The 15,369-nt window shown below is 63.5% G+C and carries 15 protein-coding genes; 10 read left to right on the top strand and 5 right to left on the bottom strand.

Annotated elements, in window-relative coordinates; all coding sequences use genetic code 11:
- The first annotated feature begins 47 nt into the window (after window positions 1-47).
- Entirely contained in the window at window positions 48-959 is a 912-nt protein-coding gene (locus NLY42_RS26050; RefSeq protein ID WP_023671416.1) for a S1C family serine protease, read from the top strand.
- Window positions 960-1,149: 190 nt separating this feature from the next.
- Here NLY42_RS26050 and NLY42_RS26045 read toward each other — a convergent pair whose 3' ends face one another.
- Window positions 1,150-1,764, bottom strand: a complete 615-nt coding sequence (locus tag NLY42_RS26045; protein ID WP_023715162.1) for a hypothetical protein — start codon at window positions 1,762-1,764, stop codon at window positions 1,150-1,152.
- A 171-nt stretch (window positions 1,765-1,935) separates the two neighbouring features.
- Here NLY42_RS26045 and NLY42_RS26040 point away from each other — a divergent pair, with 171 nt between their 5' ends.
- From NLY42_RS26040 to NLY42_RS26010, 7 genes are all read left to right on the top strand, one after another.
- Window positions 1,936-2,532 carry a YdeI/OmpD-associated family protein gene (locus NLY42_RS26040; RefSeq protein ID WP_023756421.1) on the top strand — a complete coding sequence of 199 codons (597 nt, stop codon included), beginning with the start codon at window positions 1,936-1,938 and terminating at the stop codon, window positions 2,530-2,532.
- Window positions 2,533-2,743: 211 nt separating this feature from the next.
- On the top strand, window positions 2,744-3,802 hold the full coding sequence (locus NLY42_RS26035) for a GSU2403 family nucleotidyltransferase fold protein (RefSeq protein ID WP_023756420.1): 1,059 nt from the start codon (window positions 2,744-2,746) through the stop codon (window positions 3,800-3,802).
- Between the two features lie 208 nt (window positions 3,803-4,010).
- Entirely contained in the window at window positions 4,011-5,219 is a 1,209-nt protein-coding gene (locus NLY42_RS26030) for an ABC transporter substrate-binding protein (protein ID WP_023755878.1), read from the top strand.
- Between the two features lie 14 nt (window positions 5,220-5,233).
- On the top strand, window positions 5,234-6,025 hold the full coding sequence (locus tag NLY42_RS26025; protein WP_286488882.1) for an ABC transporter ATP-binding protein: 792 nt from the start codon (window positions 5,234-5,236) through the stop codon (window positions 6,023-6,025).
- Complete coding sequence (locus NLY42_RS26020; RefSeq protein WP_023712556.1) at window positions 6,022-6,726, top strand: ABC transporter ATP-binding protein; 705 nt, start codon at window positions 6,022-6,024, stop codon at window positions 6,724-6,726. The genes NLY42_RS26025 and NLY42_RS26020 overlap by 4 nt, the downstream gene beginning before the upstream one ends.
- 175 nt (window positions 6,727-6,901) lie before the next feature.
- Window positions 6,902-7,789, top strand: coding sequence for a branched-chain amino acid ABC transporter permease (locus NLY42_RS26015; RefSeq protein WP_023671423.1), 888 nt, complete (start codon window positions 6,902-6,904; stop codon window positions 7,787-7,789).
- A gap of 1 nt (window position 7,790) precedes the next feature.
- Window positions 7,791-8,777, top strand: a complete 987-nt coding sequence (locus NLY42_RS26010) for a branched-chain amino acid ABC transporter permease (RefSeq protein ID WP_023712557.1) — start codon at window positions 7,791-7,793, stop codon at window positions 8,775-8,777.
- Here NLY42_RS26010 and NLY42_RS26005 read toward each other — a convergent pair.
- From NLY42_RS26005 to NLY42_RS25990, 4 genes are read right to left on the bottom strand one after another with little or no spacing between them, the layout of a single operon-like run.
- Window positions 8,771-9,727, bottom strand: a complete 957-nt coding sequence (locus tag NLY42_RS26005; protein WP_023712558.1) for a Csu type fimbrial protein — start codon at window positions 9,725-9,727, stop codon at window positions 8,771-8,773. The two genes, NLY42_RS26010 and NLY42_RS26005, sit on opposite strands and share 7 nt — an antisense overlap.
- A gap of 14 nt (window positions 9,728-9,741) precedes the next feature.
- Complete coding sequence (locus tag NLY42_RS26000) at window positions 9,742-12,159, bottom strand: fimbria/pilus outer membrane usher protein (protein WP_023756419.1); 2,418 nt, start codon at window positions 12,157-12,159, stop codon at window positions 9,742-9,744.
- The gene (locus tag NLY42_RS25995; protein WP_023730420.1) at window positions 12,131-12,853 is read right to left on the bottom strand and encodes a fimbrial biogenesis chaperone; all 723 of its coding nucleotides are present in this window, start codon (window positions 12,851-12,853) and stop codon (window positions 12,131-12,133) included. Before NLY42_RS25995 ends, NLY42_RS26000 begins: the two co-directional genes overlap by 29 nt.
- 26 nt (window positions 12,854-12,879) lie before the next feature.
- Window positions 12,880-13,371: a Csu type fimbrial protein gene (locus NLY42_RS25990; protein WP_023685937.1), complete on the bottom strand. Its 492-nt coding sequence runs from the start codon at window positions 13,369-13,371 to the stop codon at window positions 12,880-12,882.
- An 819-nt stretch (window positions 13,372-14,190) separates the two neighbouring features.
- Between NLY42_RS25990 and NLY42_RS25985 the strand changes: the two genes are divergently transcribed.
- Window positions 14,191-14,580 (top strand): DUF427 domain-containing protein, encoded by a 390-nt coding sequence (locus tag NLY42_RS25985; RefSeq protein ID WP_023697761.1) that lies wholly within the window; start codon window positions 14,191-14,193, stop codon window positions 14,578-14,580.
- A gap of 150 nt (window positions 14,581-14,730) precedes the next feature.
- A complete protein-coding gene (locus NLY42_RS25980) occupies window positions 14,731-15,288 on the top strand; it encodes an RNA polymerase sigma factor (RefSeq protein ID WP_023697760.1) in 558 nt (185 codons plus the stop codon).
- The last annotated feature ends 81 nt before the right edge of the window (window positions 15,289-15,369 follow it).

Below are 15,369 nucleotides of genomic sequence, written 5' to 3'. Positions count from 1 at the left end.
CATACCTATAGAGGATACTGCCCACGCATATCTGCCAGGATGAAAGCATGCCCATCGATCCCGTTTCCCCGCTCTTGCGCTCCGTCGTTGGCGTGCGCGCCATGGTTCCCGACGATGCCTTCACGGCCAATGCCCTGGGCACGCGCCGGGAAGGCAGCGGCGTCGTCATCCGCGGCGACGGGCTGGTGCTCACCATCGGCTATCTCATCACCGAGGCCGAGGAGGTCTGGCTGACCGACCAGGACGGCCGCGTCGTGCCGGCGCATGCGCTGGCCTATGACCAGGAGACAGGCTTCGGCCTAGTGCAGGCGCTGGCGCCGCTCGGCCTGCCGGCGGTGGCGCTGGGTGACGCCTCGAAGGCCAAGATCGGCGACCCCGTGGTGTTTGCCGACGGCACCGGCCGCTCGGTCAAGGCACACATCGTCACCAAGCAGGAATTCGCCGGCTATTGGGAATATCTGCTCGACGAGGCGATCTTCATTGCCCCGGCGCATCCGTCCTGGGGCGGCGCGGCGCTCATCGGCCAGGATGGCAGCCTGCTCGGCATCGGTTCGCTGCTTTTGCAGATGAGCCGCAACGGCGAGGTCGCCGACATCAACATGGTCGTGCCGATCAACCTTCTGACCCCGATCCTCGACGATCTCCTGACGCGCGGCCAGGTGGCGAAGCCGCCGCGCCCATGGCTCGGCGCCTTCTCGGCCGAGTCGAACGGTGCGGTCGTGGTGATGAGCGTCGCCGAAGGCGGCCCCGCCGCCAAGGCCGGCCTGCGCCAGGGCGACATCATCTCCGACGTGCGCGATGGCGAGGTCGACGGTCTCGCCGATTTCTACCGCAAGCTATGGCAGAATCCGGCGGGTTCGGAGATTCCTCTCAGGGTCGTGCGTGACGGTCGTGAGACTTGGCTGCGAGTGAAATCCGCCGACCGAAACAGCTTTTTGAAGAAACCGCATCTGCAGTGAAGCCAATCTCCCCCCAAGTGGGGGAGATGCCCGGCAGGGCAGAGGGGGGCGCGAAGGATCGCGACCTCTCAATCTATATTTTCTGACAAGAATCGCGGGATAAACGTGGCTGACACTGGCCGGTGCGTTGGCGGGACAGCGGCCCCCCTGCCGGCCATCTCCCCCACGAGGGGGGAGATTGGCTGCCCCCTCAATCCCCGCATACCCTAAAAGGCGTCCCCGTGTCCCACTCCGCGAAGGGCACGACCTGGCCTTCGACAGACACGATACTGTTCACCTTGCTGTCATCATCCTGCGTCTGCATACTTTTGCCCTTGCCGGTCAGCACGTCGTAGTCGCAGCTGCTGTAGACGACAACGGACTGGTATTTGTAATGGTCATAGGCAACGCCGGCGACGACGAAGGCCTCGTTGCGCCAGGCGATGGTCAGCGTCATGTCGGTCCGCTCGCCGGGGCCGATCAGCCCCGGCAGATAGATCTTGATCGAGCCGTTGGGCAGCAAGGTCAACTCCGGTTCGATGCCGGAGCCCTCATAATGCGGCTGGTCGTAGTCGTTCCATTCGCCGTAGACCTGCTCATGCACGACGCCGGCGGGTTTCAGAAAATTGTACTTTTTGTCCCTCAGGAAGAAATGCATGTCCATGGTATCGTCTTCGGGCTCGGTCTCGACGATCATCGCCAGATCGGCGGCGCCGTCCCCATTGAAGTCGCCGGTCAGCGCGGTGATGATCTTCTGGGTTTCGATGGGTTCGGCGAGCGCCGAGGCCGGCAGCAGAAGGATGAGGCCGAGTAACATCGATCGCATGGCATTTCCCCCGAATTGCAGTCTGCCTTGCCCGGCTCGACCAGCCGGGAAACTGCCATGAGCGCCGGCTTGGGCGCAAGCCGGCTCGCAATAGGCTAGGGGGTATCGACGCCGCTGACGGAAACTGGCATCGACAGCCGATACAGCCGGCCCGGCAACAACGAGGTGATGATGGCGCCGTTCAAGGTCGATCCCGACAAGGTTCATAAATTCCCCGATCCCGACAGTTTTTACGCCTGGCTGCGCGAAAATCATGCCGGCGAGAGCGAGGTCTGGATCAAGGTCCACAAGGTCGGCTCGGGCCTCGCCTCGATCACGCCGAAGCAGGCCATCGACGTGGCGCTGTGCTTCGGCTGGATCGACGCCATACGCAAGCCGCTCGACGACAAGAGCTTTCTGCAGCGCTACACGCCGCGCGGCAAGAAGAGCATCTGGAGCAAGATCAACATCGACAATGTCGCCCGCCTGGTCGAGGAGGGCCGCATGACCGAACACGGGCTGAAACAGGTCGAGGCGGCCAAGGCCGACGGCCGCTGGGACCGCGCCTATGCCTCAGGCAAGGACATGAAGATCCCTGACGATCTGCAGGCCGCCATCGACGCCGAGCCGAAGGCGAAGGAGATGCTGGCAAAGCTTTCCGCCCAGAACCGGTTCGCGCTGGCGTTTCGAACGCACAACATGAAGACGGAGGCGGGGCGCAGGAAGAAGATCGAGGCTTTTGTCGAGATGCTGAAGCGCGGCGAGCCGATCTATCCGCAGAAGCGGTGAGGCGACGGCAAGCGGCTGCCATGGCGCGCGCAGCTAAAAACCCGCGTGTGAGGTTCTGGCCTCCCTTTCTCGGACATAACCTATTGTTTTTACGGTATTTTCCACTCGGCGTGTGGGTGATAGATGCGATAGTGGAAAAAACATAGCAACTTATTGTTAATTAAGAGTTTTCCACTATGTTAACTTGATCCTGGCTTAAGAGTGGAAAACGATGCTGAGAGAGTTGACCGGCGAGCAGCGGCGCCAACTCATAGATACGCAACAGGTCTACGAGGCCTGGCAGCGTGCTGATGACCAGCGCCAAAGGCGCTTTGCAGGCAGCATGCGCTGGGTTGAGCGCAGCGGTGCTGAATACCTGCTGCGGAAGGTCCGGCAGGTCGAGAATTCACTCGGGCCGAAAAGCAGCCAGACGGAGAAGGCGTTCGCTGCGTTTTCCGAGGGCAGGGTGCAGAACAAGGATCTGCTGGCAGGTCTGGCCGATCGCCTGAACGGCCTGGCGAAAGTCAATGTGGCAATGGGGTTGGGCAGGGTACCGGCCATCGCCGCACGGATATTGCGGCGGTGCGCCGAAACAGACCTGCTGGGCAAGCAGTTGCTGGTCGTCGGCACGAATGCGCTGTTCGCTTACGAGGCTCTGGCGGGCGTCCAGATCACCAGCGGTCTCACGGCAACCGGCGACATTGACCTGCTCTTCGATTCCCGACGCCGCATCAGCTTCGTGACCGGCGAGAGGGTAAGCCAGTCCGGCCTGATAGGCGTGTTGCGTAAAGTGGACAGGTCCTTCAAGCCGCTCCAGCCCCGGGCCTTCAGGGCAGCGAACCGTGATGGCTATCTGGTCGACGTGATCCGTCCGCAGGCAAGACATGTCCTCAAGAACAACGCCACTACCTCGATTACACAGCTTGTCGATGACCTCGACAGCGCACCCATGGAGGGGCTGCAATGGCTCATCAACGCCCCGAAGGTGGAGGCTGTGGCGATCGATGAGCGTGGCTATCCCGTAAGCATGCCGACGGTCGACCCTCGAATGTTCGCTCTGCACAAGGCTTGGCTGGCCACGCTGCCTGATCGGTCTGCGGTCAAGGCAATGAGAGATCGTGAACAGGCGGAAGCGGCTGCACGCATTGCCACGGGCTATCTTGCGCTTCCGCTGGACAGCGAGCATCTCAAACGGCTTCCGGGGGCACTGCTGGACGCTGCGGCCGCAACGCTCTCGCTGCCTGGCCCGAGCGGCTTTTCCGAAGACTCTCCAATTGAGCCCGACTGGTAGCGGCCGCGCTAGCACGCCATGCTACGAAAATAGCATTCTCGCCTCGCGAAATGTGATGATACGGTTCCCGGCGCACCCAGGGCGGAGGGGTTGCCAAGAGGAGAAGTGGCGGGCGCTGGCCCGGATTTCAGCGAGAACCGGACGGAGCTGTTGAACCATTGCAAGGCCGCCGCGTTTTCCAGCGTCGGCCACAAGGGAGGAACCACCTGTGAAAGCATCCTATCTCGTCTCAGCCGCGCTGCTTGCGTCGACTGCGATGCCGGCGGCGGCCGGCGAAATTTCCGACGGCAAGGTCAAGATCGGCATCCTCAACGACCAGTCGGGCGTCTATGCCGATTTCGGCGGCAAATGGTCGGTCGAGGCCGCCAGGATGGCGGTCGAGGATTTTGGCGGCAAGGTGCAGGGCGCGCCAATCGAGATCGTCAACGCCGATCACCAGAACAAGCCCGACATTGCCTCCAACATTGCGCGCCAGTGGTACGACACCGAGCAGGTCGACGCGATCATGGAACTGACGACATCCTCGGTGGCGCTCGCCGTCCAGGGGTTGTCCAAGGAAAAGAAGAAGATCGACATCGTTACCGGAGCGGCATCGGCCGACCTGACCGGCAAGCAATGCTCGCCCTACGGTTTCCACTGGGCTTACGATACCCACTCGCAGGCGGTCGGCACCGGCGGCGCGCTGGTGCAGCAGGGCGGCGACAGCTGGTATTTCATCACCGTCGACTATGCCTTCGGCTATTCGCTGAAGGAGCAGACCACAAAGGTTGTTGAGGCAAGCGGCGGCAAAGTGCTGGGCGAGGTGCGTTACCCCTTGGGATCGACGGATTATTCCTCCTTCCTGCTGCAGGCGCAGTCCTCCGGCGCCAAGGTTATCGGCCTTGCCAATGCCGGCCTCGACACCTCCAATACCATCAAGCAGGCGGCCGAGTTCGGCATCGTCGCCGGCGGCCAGCGGCTGGCAGCACTTCTGTTCACGCTTGCCGAGGTGCACGGCCTCGGACTGCAGGCGGCGCAGGGCGTGGTGCTCACCGAAGGGTTTTACTGGGACCGCGACGACAAGAGCCGCGACTTCGCCGGGCGCTTCTTCAAGCGCACCAACCGCATGCCCAACATGATCCAGGCCGGCACCTATTCGGCGGTGCTGCAATATCTCAAGGCCATCGACAAGGCCGGCACCGACGAGACCGAGGCGGTCGCCAAGCAACTCCATGAAATGCCCGTCGACGACATCATCAACGCCAACGGCAAGGTACAGGCCGACGGCTCGATGGTGCACGACATGTATCTCTACCAGGTCAAGAAGCCCGAGGAGTCGAAGAAGGACTGGGATTACTACACCTACCTTGCGACCATTCCGGGCGACAAGGCCTTCATCAAGGCTGAAGACAGCGGCTGCCCGCTCGTCACCAAGTGACACTGGCGCAAGCCGTGGCCGTCCAGCCGGACGGTGCCGAAATCAAGCCGCGGGTGGTGCTCTCCGCCCGCGGCCTGCGGCGCGACTTTGCCGGTTTCGTCGTCGTCAACAATGTCGACCTCGACGTCCATCACGGCCAGATCCATGCGCTGATCGGGCCGAACGGCGCCGGCAAGACGACAATCTTCAACCTCTTGACCAAGTTCCTGCAGCCGAGCAGCGGCAGGATCGAACTGTTGGGCAACGACATCACCCGCACCGCGCCGGCCAGGGTGGCGCGCATGGGTCTCGTCCGCTCGTTCCAGATATCGGCGATCTTTCCGCATCTGAGCGTGCTCGACAATGTCCGCGTCGCCTTGCAGCGGCCGAGCGGGCTCGGCTTCCAGTTCTGGCGCTCGCTGGCCGCGCTTGACCAACTGACTCCACGGGCGCGCGAACTGCTTGCCGTCGTCGGTCTCGACGATGTCGCGCATCGTCCGGCCGGCGATCTCTCCTATGGCCGAAAGCGCGTGCTCGAGATCGCCACCACGCTGGCGCTCGACCCGAAAGTGCTGCTGCTCGACGAGCCGATGGCCGGCATGGGGCACGAGGATGTCGGCCTCATTTCCGGCATCATCCGCTCGCTGGCAACGGACCGCGCCGTGCTGATGGTCGAGCACAATCTCACCGTCGTCGCCGACCTTTGCGACTGGATCACCGTCATGCAGCGCGGCCAGGTGCTCGCCGCCGGCGACTACGCAACGGTGAGCAACGATGAGCGCGTCAGGGTCGCCTACATGGGGACCGAGCAGGGGAACCGAGCATGAGTGAGCCGATGCTTGCCGTGCGCGATCTCCACGCCTGGTATGGCGAGGGCCATGCGCTGCATGGCGTCAACCTCGACGTTTTTCGCGGTGAGACCGTGACGCTGCTCGGCCGCAACGGTGTCGGCAAGACCACAACGCTGCGCGCCATTATGGGGCTGGTCCGCAAGCGCAGCGGCAGCGTCGCCTTCGACGGCAGCGGCCTGATGCGCCTGCCGCTGCATCGTGTTGCCCATCGCGGCATCGGCTTCGTGCCGGAGGAACGCGGCATCTTCGCCACGCTCACCGTCGACGAAAACCTGATCCTGCCGCCGGTGGTGGCCAAGGGCGGCATGAGCGTCGAGGAAATCTTCGATCTCTTTCCCAACCTCAAGGAGCGCCGCAACAGCCCCGGCACCAAACTCTCCGGCGGCGAACAGCAGATGCTGGCCATCGCCCGCATCCTGCGGACGGGCGTGCAGATGCTGCTGCTCGACGAGCCGACCGAGGGCCTGGCGCCGGTCATCGTCCAGCGCATCGGCGAACTGCTGGCGACCTTGAAAAAGCGCGGCATGACCATCCTGCTCGTCGAGCAGAATTTCCGCTTCGCCGCCCGCATGGCCGACCGCTTCTACCTGATGGAGCACGGCAAGGTGGTGGAGGGTTTTGCCGTAAGCGAGCTTGCCGCTCACACGCAACAGCTGCACGAGGTATTGGGGGTATGATGACGACAGCCCACGGCAGTACCCCCACCCCGCTGCTGCGCAGCGACCCTCCCCACAAGGGGGAGGGTGGAGGGCCACCGCCCTACCTCCCCCTTGTGGGGAGGTCGGACCGAAGGTCCGGGTGGGGGTACGTGCCGCACAGACGCATCCCGCTTGCAACACCCTCGGTGACGCCATGACCATGATCTTCGGCATCCCCGTCCAGGCCTTGCTCGGCCAGATGCTGGTCGGGCTGATCAACGGCTCCTTCTACGCCATGCTGAGCCTCGGCCTGGCCGTCATCTTCGGCCTGCTGCGGATCATCAATTTCGCCCATGGCGCACTCTATATGCTCGGCGCCTTCATCGGTTACCTGCTGCTCGTCCATCTCGGCATCGGCTACTGGCCGGCGCTGCTCCTGGTTCCGCTCATCGTCGGCGTCTTCGGCATGGCGGTCGAGCGCGTGGCGCTGTCGCGGCTCTACCGCCTGGATCCGCTCTACGGGCTGCTGTTCACCTTCGGACTGGCGCTGGTCATCGAAGGCGTGTTCCGTTTCTACTACGGCGTGTCGGGCAACCCTTATGCCGTTCCGGCGCAGCTTGCCGGCGGCACCAATCTCGGCTTCATGTTCCTGCCCAACTATCGCGGCTGGGTGGTGGTGGCCTCGCTCATTATCTGCATCGGCACCTGGCTCCTGATCGAAAAGACCAGGCTCGGCTCCTATCTGCGCGCCGCGACCGAAAATCCCGAGCTGGTGCAGGCCTTCGGCGTCAACGTGCCGCTGCTGCTGACGCTCACCTATGGGCTCGGCGCGGCGCTCGCCGGCCTTGCCGGTATTCTCGCCGCGCCCGTCTACCAGGTCAGTCCGCTGATGGGCTCCGATATCATCATCGTCGTCTTTGCCGTCGTCGTGGTCGGCGGCATGGGTTCGATCCTCGGGGCCATCGTCACCGGCTATATGCTTGGCCTCGCCGAGGGCCTGACCAAGGTGTTCTATCCCGAGGCGTCGAACCTCGTCGTCTTCGTCATCATGGCGGTCGTGCTGCTCCTGCGCCCCGCCGGCCTGTTCGGAAGGGACGCCTGAGATGAGCGAGGCAACCCTTCACCAACATCGCACCGCCGCCTCCGTGCGGCTGGAGCGGGTATTGCTGGCATTGGCCATACTGGCGCTGATAGCCGCGCCCTTCTTCGTCTATCCGATCTTCCTGATGAAGATGCTGTGCTTCGCGCTGTTTGCCTGCGCCTTCAACCTGCTGCTCGGCTACACCGGGCTGTTGTCGTTCGGCCACGCCACCTTCTACGGCGCCGCCGCCTATTTCTGCGCCTACGCCGTCAAGGCATGGGGCTGGCCGCCCGAGGCCGGCATCCTGCTCGGCACCGCCGGAGCGGCCGTGCTCGGCCTGGTCATGGGCTTCCTCGCCATCCGCCGGCAAGGCATCTATTTCTCGATGATCACGCTGGCGCTGGCGCAGATGTTTTATTTCTTCTGCGTCCAGGCGCCGTTCACCGAAGGCGAGGACGGCATACAGGGCGTGCCGCGCGGGCATCTGTTCGGCATCGTCGATCTCAACGTCACGTTCAACATGTATTTCGTCGTGCTTGCCGTCTTCCTCATCGGCGTCTTCGCCGTCTGGCGCATCGTCAACTCGCCGTTCGGCATGATCCTGCGTTCGATCCGCGAGAACGAGAACCGCGCCATCTCGCTGGGCTATTCGGTCGGCCGCTACAAGCTCGCCGCCTTCGTCATGTCGGCAGCCCTTGCCGGGCTTGCCGGCGCGACCAAGGCGATCGTCTTCCAGTTCGCGACGCTGACCGACGTCACCTGGCAGATGTCGGGCGAGGTGATCCTGATGACGCTGCTCGGCGGCATCGGCACCATGGTCGGTCCTGTCGTCGGCGCCGGCCTCGTCGTCGGCCTGGAAAACACGCTCGCCACCTCAGGCTTCCCGGTGACCATCGCCACCGGCCTGATCTTCATGATCTGCGTGCTGGTCTTTCGCCGCGGCATCGTCGGCGAGATTTACGCGCGCTGGCTGGCGCCGGCCAACGGCGAGGCGGGCCGCGATCAATAGGTGATGGTCACCACCACCGTGTCGGTGTAGACGCCGGCCGAGGGCGTCGTCTGCGGCGGCACGCGGCCATAGACGGTGAGCGCCTGGGCCGTACCGGTTCCGGTGCCGGCCACCGTGCTTCCCGGCGTTCCGGCGTCACCCCAAGGCTGCGAGCGCGCCAGATCCTTGTAGAGGCCGTAGGTGATCCTCTCGGCGCCCTTCGACATCTTGCGATTGGTCGGTGTGCCCCCTGTCGTGCCGCCATTGAGGGAAACCGTGTACGCGGTCGACGGGGTGCAGGTGACCGTAACCTGGCCGGTGGCATCGGCATTGGCGTCGAGCACGCCCTTGGAGCCGAAATCGATGTTCTGGGTGGCGACCAGGCAGTTTGCCGCGACCGTGGCGTTGATGGTGAAGGTCGGACTGGTGCCCAAGTTGCCCGCGCCGGTGTTGCAGCTGCTGCTCAACAGGGTTGTCCGGGAGCGGAACTCGAGTTGCCCGCCCGAAAATGTCGACAGATAAGTGCCCGGCGGAACGGTCGCCTGGCCGCCGGGAACCCGGCCATAGAGCGTCAGGGTGTCGATTGAGTTGCCGAAGAGATTGGGGCTCAGCAGCAGCGGTGGCGGGCGCGAGGCATAGGCCCAGTTATAGGTGCCCCAGACAACGCTCATTGCGGGGTCCGAATAGAGTTGATAGTTGAGGCTGTTGACGCCGCTCGCCATCTGCCGGGCCGCCGCCGAGGTTGCACCGCCGGTGCCGGCGGCAATATGCGGACAGACCAGGACGGGCAGCAGCAATGGCAAACTGCCGCTGCAAGTCGCGGTGAAGGTGGCTGTCGATGTCGCCGCGGTGCCCGACAGCGTGTCGATGAGGCCGAAATTCAAACTGGTGACGGTGTAACTGCAGCTCTGCGCCCGGGCGAGCGACGGGAGCAGCACCAGCAGCAGGGCGATGATTACGGCGCGCAGCACTTTTCCTCCAGCTATCATTGGCACACCACGTTCCCGATCACCACTTGTCGGCCGCGCGCCGCCTCGAAGGGAAACTCTGCCCGGCATGAACCGCCGTCAGCGCGCTCGACCTGCACTGAATTCTGCTTGCCGAGGCCCTTGATGTAGGCCTGCCCGTCATAGCCGACGACAAAGTCTTCAGTGCCGCCATCGACGCGTCCCGACAGTCCGGCTTCGAGCGGCGTTCCGCTCGAGTCGACCAGCGTCACCAGCGCGGCCTGCGCCGCCTCGGACACGCCGAACTTCAGCACGACGCCGTTGCGGTCGGCTGGGACGACGGTCTCCTTGGTAGCAGGGACATCCGCGTCGACTGGTAGATTCTTCGGGTCGATGGAGACCGTGTTCAGCTCATAGGAGTTGAGCCCGGTGACCAGGATGCGGCCTTTGCTGTCGGTCCTGCCTACAGGCCGGTTCTGATGCAAGACCTCGACATCAGGCGTGCCGACATCGACGACGGCAAAGGCATCGTCGATGCGGTTGGTGGCGAACACCCCGCCGCCTGCGACCGCAATGGCGCCGTCCATCTGGCCGGTCACGCGAAAGTCCTTGTCGAATTGCTGGGCGCCGGCCTCGAAACGCGCAAACGGCGCGCGGTAGCTGACAGCTGCCGAACGATTGGGGACCTCGCCCTCCGAGGTGCGCAGCCGCCAGCCGATGCTGCCGTCCTCGGCCCGCTCCGATTTGGCGAGGTCGGCAGTGACATTGAGGCCGTCAGGGCCTTGCTCGACGCCTGTCGACGCCGAGATGTCGTCGTTGAACGGGATCGAAATCCCGGCGAACACGCCATAGCTGCTGTCGTCGTCGAGATCGGCGAAGGCGGTGGCATAGAGCGTGCTGCGCTTGAAGATCGCCTGGCTGTAGGACAGGCCGACGATCTGGCTGTTTTCGCCCTCGGCGCTCTTCAAATGCGTATAGGACAGGTTGAAGCTGGAGAAATCGATCGGCATCGGCACGCTGAGCGTCACCTGGTCGACCGCGCGCGGCACGCCGGCGCTGAAACGGGTGAAGTCGTCGGGGTCGAGAACCGGCTCCGCCGTCATCGAGGCGATGTCTTCATAGCCGCCAAAGGCCCGCTGCATGTGGGCGTTGATCGCCCAGCCGTCATAGCCGAATTCGACACTGGCATCGACCAGCGAGCCGGTGCGCCGGTCATGATGGCTGCCGGCGACCGCCAGCGAAGCCGCGCCATATGCCCCGAGCGGGAAGGCAGCACCTATGCCGCCATTGATCAGATCGGCGCCGCCCTCGGCATGGGCTTCCAATGTCAGCCGGTCGGTCACGCCGTAACGCGCGCTGGCGACCCCTATGACGCGGCCGTCATAATCGTCGGAGGAGATGCCGAAATTGCGCCGCGCCATCCCTGCCTCGACGGAAAAGTCGAGCAGTCCCTGGCGCAGCAGCATGCTGGAGGCATAGAACGGCAAGGTGGCCGTGGTCTCGCGGCCGAGGCTGTCGCGCAGCACCACCTGCGCCTGTCCGGCGCCCGTGAACACCGGCAGATTGGTGACCTGGAACGGCCCGGGCTGGATGTCGCCGGAATAGGTGCGCACGTTCTGCGTATAGACCTCGAGCGTCGACGGCACCGCCGCCGTGCCGCCGAAGGAGGGCAGCGGCAGCGTCACCAGGTCCGATCGCAGGTGGAAGTTGCGTTGCGCCTGGATGCCGCCGAGATAGACCGGACGCGTCCACGACAATCCACCGGAGATGAAGTCGCCGGCGCGGTAGGTCATCAGCCGGTCGGGGTCGGAATAGCTCCATGTCGTGTTGAGCCGCGTGAAGCCGCCCAGCCTGCCGTCGGAATAGCCGGCGATGAAGGATTGGCTGAGCGTTCCATAGGGGCTGAACACGCGCGCATCGAAGCCGCCGGAAACGCCTTGGAACAGCTCGACGTCCTTGTCGAACAATGTGTTGGAGCTGGCAAACAGCGAATAGTTGAGAACCGCGCCCAAGCCCGATTGCGGCGCCGGCCGGTCCTGCAAGCGCAAGCCGAGATCCACCATGCGCGCCTCGCGGCTGTCATTGGCGGCGGTGACGTAGAGGCGCTGGGCTACCTCATCGATCCGAAACGAAACGTCGGCCAACTGGTCGAGCCTGACCAGGCCGCCGGCGTCGGCTATGTCCTCCGGCGGTTTCAGGCCGACCTCCTTCAGCTCTTGGGGCGCCGCCGCCAGCCCACCATCCGGCATCTCGATAAAATTGCCGACCAGCTTGGTCGAAACGTCGTTGATGAACACCTCGAGATAGAGGCTGCGGCCCGCTGGCAAAACGGAAGCCGGCTGTTCGAGGTTCGTCACGGCCGGAAATTCCTGCGAACGCACCGCCAAGCAAGGTGTGAAAGTCGCAACCGCGACGATGACAGCGACGCTACTTGCCCTTGACGGCAACGTTGGCATCGAAGGGTCCAAGATCGCTCTGTGCCTTCAAAAGCACGGAGCCCGCGGACAGTGATTTGCCGCTGCCGATCGGCCACTGCATGGTCGCGCCGCCCAGCACATAACCGACGAGCCCGTTTCGGTTGCCGAGCTTTTTGCCGTTCTGGGTCAGGGATAGGTTGGACAAGCGGAGACGACTTTCACCGGTATTGCTGGCTGTCAGCACAAGACTGCCGCCCTTGCGCGAAACACTCCAGGCGACTGCCGGCGCGGCGGCATCGGCGTCGCGGAAAAACACCGGGACCGAATAGCGCAGCGCGAGCGCGACCGTACCGGCCTTCTTGCGCGACGGGTCGGGTAACTCGTCGACGATGACGCGGTAGCTTTCCTCGGCCCGCACCGGCGCCTTGCTGACGCGCACGACGCGAACCACGTATTGGGCATTGGGTCCGAGTTTGGTCGATGGCGGGCTGGCGACGACGTCCGTAGTCGGCGTCAGCTGCTCGATCCCGCCAGCCTGGCTCCAGGCGAAGACGCGTATCTGCACATTGATCGGCCGCTTGGGGTCATCGTTGCTGAGGTTGAGAACCGCCGAGGCGTCGGGCGAGATCAGCTCGAGACCTGTCGGCGCCACCCTGAGCGAAGCGGCTTGTGAGAGACCGGCGCACAGCAACAGAACAGCCGTGGCTCCGATGCATGAAAGCATGGATCGCATGATCGTCCTCGTGTTGGTATCGATTGTCAGTACGTTATGGTGATCGCAACGGTGTCGGTGTAGAGGCCCGCCGCCGGTGTCGTCTGCGGTGGAACACGCCCGTAGACCGTCAGCGGCTGAATGGCGCCGTTGCCGGTTCCGCCGACCGTGTCGGTGGGGATCGTGGTGCCCCAAAGCTGCGTCCGGGTGCTTTCCCTGTAGATGGTGTAGTCGATCGTCGCCGACGCCGGCCCGGTCATCTTGCGAACAGCAACAGTTGCGCCCGCGCCCGCTCCGGCGCTCAGACCAACATTGTAGGACTTGCCGGTCGTGCATTGCACGTTGATGGTGCTGGTCTGGTCGACATTCGCATCAATGACACCGTGCGAGCCGAAATCGAGATCGCTCGCCGTCTGCACCTTGCATTCGTCGGTAATCGTGATGCGGACATTCATGCTGCCCGTCGCGGTCGCGGCGATCGCGGGCAGGATGGGAAGCAGCGACGCTCCCGCCAGCAGCGCATATTTCAGCAATCTCATGCGTGTTTCCTCCGTCGGGCAGACCGTTCCTCGCAACACAGTCTTGACCCGGATTTCACTCCTACAGCTCCTCCGTTGCATGCTTCGCAAGACATCAACGATACAGTAATGTCAGAAGCGAACTGTGCAATGATTATTACAACTTAGATTCGGATTACGACAGCGAATAACTTCGGTATGTATCGGATAATTTTGGTTAATATTTGGTTAACAGAGATGAAATGGACATTTTTCCGAAATGAAAGTTCGTCTGTCGAAAATTTATTTTGCTTCTCGTGCCGAAAAGGCGAAAATATCTGGCAAATCATCTTGATTTTGTAGAGTCTCACCTGTCGTCCTTTATTATCGATATTTCGCGGCGTGCACCGGCGCCAAGCGGCCATCGCCATAGCCGCGCCGGTAGCTGTTCGCGCCTGTCCAAGCCTTGCGGTCGTGCTGACAGGGCCGCATTCGCCAAAACCGTGTTCCGCCCGGCCCAAGCATGGCCGTCCCGGCTGAGATAAATCCACCGCCGTCGGATCGCGGCGAAACACATGCGAATCGTTCTTGCCACGCTGGCCCGGATTTCCTTCGGCGGCGCATCGGCCAGACGGGAGATGCGCCTGTTGTCCCTTGGAGCCATGATCCACGGCCGGCAGCCGCGCGGACCGGCTGCCAGACGTCAGAAAAGGAAGAACGATGAAGAAGACCTATGAAAAGCCACAGCTCGAAAAGCGCCAGAAGCTGTCGCGTGTGACCGCTGTCGCCGGCCCATCAGTGGCCAGTGAGAGCTGACGCCGTCGACCGGCATCGAGCCACCAGCGGACAAGGAGAGCAGTCATGGATCAGCATGCGAACCCGTCACCCGGCTTCAGGCGCAATCCGGGCAAGGTGATCACCGTCGAGCCCTTCAACGGGCGTGTCGTCGTGTTTGCAAACGGCACCATCATCGCTTCCTCGGCAAAAGCCAAAATGGTGACCGAGCCGCCCCATCCCTTCTCCTTCTACATCCCGTTCGAGGACATCGACTTCCGCAAGCTCAGGAAGACGGAGCGGTCGACGCTGTGCCCCTACAAGGGCGACTCCAGCTACTGGAACGTGCTGCCGGCGGGCGAAACCGGTAACGACGCGATGTGGGCCTATGAGCAGCCCTTCGACGAGATGGCCGAGATTCGCGCCCACGGCGCCTTCTATCCCGACCGGGTCGCCATCGACGCCACGCCGCGCTAGCGCGTCATGCCTGTCGCCCAAAAGTGCCCAGCGTTTTTGGAGCCGACGACAGGCATGAACAGAGGAATTTTTCAGATCAGCCAAAGCTGTCCTCACCCGGGGGCGCAGCGGTTTTGCGGCAACGGCATGCCGAAACAAAGACAAAATGTCATGGACGAAAAGCAGAGAGCCATTCTCGACGAAATCCCGCGCCTGCGCCGCTATGCGCGCTCGCTGCTGCGCGACCGCGATTCCGCCGACGATCTCGTCCAGGACTGCCTGGTGCGGGCGCTGCTGCGGCTGGACAACTGGCAGACGGGAGAGAGCCCGCGAAAATGGCTGTTCACGATCATGCATCATCTGTTCATCGACCAGATGCGCAAGGTGAACCGGCGAGGCGAGGCCTCGATGCTGCCGCTGGAGGCCGGCGAGGCGCAAGCCTCTCCCGCCGACCAGCTGGAGAACGTCGCCGCGCGCGAGATCATCGACGCGCTGCAGGCGATCAGCCCGGACCGCCGTGCCGCGCTGACCATGGTCGCCATCGAGGGCTTCTCCTATGCCGAGGCCGCCGAGATGCTCGGCGTTCCGGCCGGCACGCTGATGTCGCGCATCGCGCGCGGCCGTGAGGAACTGCGCGGCCTGCTCGAGGACAATGCGCGCCGCCGCGCGATAAGGATCGTCGAGCCAGGCCCGGCCAGGGCGGTTCCAATCAGGGCGCCAATGGCATGACGAGCCCCAATCGCATGATGACGCCTTACGGCATGGTCCACGATTGCAGGCCTTGTCCGCACTGTGGGCGCGGCGCACCCG

Origin of the sequence: Mesorhizobium sp. C372A (assembly GCF_030323245.1) — a bacterium.
GTDB lineage: Bacteria > Pseudomonadota > Alphaproteobacteria > Rhizobiales > Rhizobiaceae > Mesorhizobium.
Note: the sequence above shows the minus strand (reverse complement) of the source record. Positions and strands in the feature narration are given on the sequence as shown.